2 protein-coding genes are annotated in these 3,009 nt (G+C 47.5%); both read left to right on the forward strand.

The features are described from left to right. Positions 1 to 141 precede the first annotated feature (141 nt). Entirely contained in the window at positions 142 to 1,758 is a 1,617-nt protein-coding gene (locus tag GRP75_RS23105) for an alkaline phosphatase (RefSeq protein ID WP_028540673.1), read from the forward strand. A 289-nt stretch (positions 1,759 to 2,047) separates the two neighbouring features. Continuing rightward, positions 2,048 to 3,009: [FeFe] hydrogenase H-cluster radical SAM maturase HydE (hydE, locus tag GRP75_RS23110; RefSeq protein ID WP_237449149.1), on the forward strand; the 962-nt coding region annotated here is incomplete at its 3' end.

Below are 3,009 nucleotides of genomic sequence, written 5' to 3' on the forward strand. Positions count from 1 at the left end.
GTAAATCAGTAACAATTTGAGTGAGACCAATACTCCAGAGAGCATCTTTAATATAGTTAGACAATCCCCTTAACATTCTCCTGACAAAGTATGATTAGACTTAGTTCTGATTGTACAATAAAGTGTCTGGGAGGAAATTGAATGCTAAAATGTTGGGGGATACATACGAAAAAATCGGTGGCAGCACTCGTAGCGACTATGATGCTAGCAGTAAGCGGTGGGACGGCGATGGCAGTCGAAAAGGACACGTCGATTAAAAACGTAATTATTTTGATTCCAGACGGTATGGCTAATGACGCCACTGCACTGGCTAGATGGTACAAAGGATCTTCCTTAACGTTAGACAGCATGGCAAGCGGCATGGTGCGTACGCATTCTGCGGATGCTCCAATTGCCGATTCTGCTCCAGCGGGTACTGCTTTTGCCACAGGACATAAATCTCATACTGGGTATGTAGGTGTCCTTCCTGATGAAGCGACAATGCCCGGACAACAACCCATTGCAGCGGGTGACGCCAAAAAGCCTGTAGCTTCCATTCTTGAGGCTTCCAAGCTGGCAGGAAAATCGACTGGAATTATTGCGACTTCGGAGATTATGCATGCGACACCAGCTGATTTTACTGCACATTATCCTGATCGTAAAAATTATGATGCACTCAGCATGCAGCAAGCCTACAACGGGGTTGATGTAGTGTTAGGCGGAGGCGGTAAGTTTTTGGAGGCAGCAGGGCGTAAAGATGGCCAAGATTTGGTAGCCCAAATTAAAGACCAGGGTTATGACTTTGTCACGACACCTGAAGGGTTGAAAAATTCGACCTCCAGCAAGCTCTGGGGCAGCTTTTCTCCCGAAGCCCTTGCGTATAACCTGGATCGCGATGCATCCAAGGAACCTAGTCTGGCAGAAATGACATCGAAAGCCATTGATGTGTTGTCCAAAAACGATAAAGGCTTCTTCTTAATGGTAGAAGGCAGTAAGGTGGATTGGGCCGCCCATGCAAATGATCCAACCGGAATTATTAGTGACGTGCTTTCGTTTGACGATGCAGTGAAAGTTGCTGTGGATTACGCCAAACAAAACCAAAATACAGTCGTCGTAGCAGTGACAGACCACGGAAACGGTGGATTGACGATTGGTAGCAGCGATACAACTAGCAATTATGACAAAACACCTTTAGCTTCTTTTATAGACCCGCTGAAAAAAGCGAAGCTGACGGGTGAGGGCTTGGAAGCCAAGCTGAATGCAGATCGCAGCAATATTAAAGAGGTGCTTTCCACATATTTTGGCATCACCGATTTGACAGACGAAGAAGTAAAAACCATTAAGGATGCCAAAGAAGGCAGCATGAACTATGCTGTTGGACCGATCATTAGCAAACGTGCGAATATTGGCTGGACTACAGGCGGACATACAGGAGGCGATGTCGTGCTGTACACGTATGCGCCGAACGGAGACCGTCCAACCGGTGTAATCGACAATACAGATGTTAATAAATATATGACACGTGTACTTGGACTGGATTTGGGTACGGTCAGCAAGCAGCTTTTTGTTCCTGCAAAAGCCGCTTTTGAAGCTAAAGGAGCCAAGTTTACTGCGGACACGAAAGTCATTACGGTGACCAAAGGCAGTAACAAGCTGGAGCTTCCGGTATACAAAAATGTCGCTACGTTGAATGGTAAAAATACCACGCTCAACGGTGTAGTTGTATTTAACGGCGTTGATTATTTTGTACCCCAGCAGGCGATTGATTTGATTCAGTAATAAGCAGAACCATCGACAAGGGCTGTTTCTTCCATTAGAGGAAGAGACAGCTTTTTTGTGTGTTGATATAAATGTGTATTTTTTGGGGCAGAAGTTGGAGGAGGTTTTTATAAAATGGGATTTTTTGTGAAACTAATCACGTTACATCCTCTCCGATATTGCTAGAATAATACATGTACGGTACAAGCCGCTGATGATGTGAAGTCCGGATGGACGAGGGAAGAAGGGATGAGTCACGGACGAATTATTACTGCGTCTGGCTGACGGCAAGGAATGGACGCATATGGAAATGATGGAGCTGCTGACACGTCTGGATGATGAGCCAACGCTTCGGGCTCAACTGCGCCACCTGGCAGCTCGCACCAAATTGGAGCGCTATGGCAAAGGTGTTTTTTTACGGGGATTAATTGAATTCTCCAGTATATGTCGTCAGGACTGCATGTACTGTGGGCTGCGCGCTTCGAATAAACAGGCAGATCGTTACCGTTTGCAGCCAGAAGAAATTCTGGCCTGTTGTGCGGAGGGGTATGAACTCGGTTATCGGACCTTTGTATTGCAAAGTGGGGAAGATTACTGGTTTACAGCAGCCCGGCTGACGAAATTGATTCGCGAAATTAAAAGCCGTTTTGCGGATGTGGCGGTTACACTGTCCATCGGTGAACGGGATGATGAAACTTATGAGCAATTATACGAGGCGGGCGCGGACCGTTTTTTGCTGCGGCATGAGACAGCTTCCCCCCGTTTGTACGCCAAGCTGCATCCGACGATGACGATGGAAAGCAGGCGCAGCCGTCTGCTGGCTTTGCAACGAATCGGCTTTCAGATCGGGGCCGGATGTATGGTGGGGTTACCAGGACAAACGAATAGTGAATTAGCAGACGATTTGGTCTATCTGCACAGCCTGTCACCAGATATGATCGGGATTGGCCCCTTTTTACCGCATAGCAACACGCCGCTTCGGGATGCCAGTCAGGGGAGCATGGAAAAGGCACTCGATATTATTTCGTTATCCCGATTGGTCGTTCCAGATGCACTTATTCCGGCGTCCACGGCAATGGGAACGATTCATCCCCAAGGCAGGGAGAAGGCGCTTCAGGCAGGGGCAAATGTGGTGATGCCCAATTTGTCGCCACTAGCGGTGAGACCTAAGTATGCGATTTATGAGAATAAAATATGTTTGGGCGATGAGTCTGCCCAATGTCGACATTGCTTGGAGCTGCGGATCCGTGGAGCGGGATTTGAAGTCGATAT

This window comes from Paenibacillus sp. OT2-17 (assembly GCF_009827695.1).
Classification (GTDB): domain Bacteria; phylum Bacillota; class Bacilli; order Paenibacillales; family Paenibacillaceae; genus Paenibacillus; species Paenibacillus polymyxa_B.

What these genes read in the sequence shown, in the direction of transcription:
- GRP75_RS23105 (WP_028540673.1), top strand. Translation starts at nt 142, where the DNA reads ATGCTAAAATGTTGGGGGATACATACGAAAAAATCGGTGGCAGCACTC.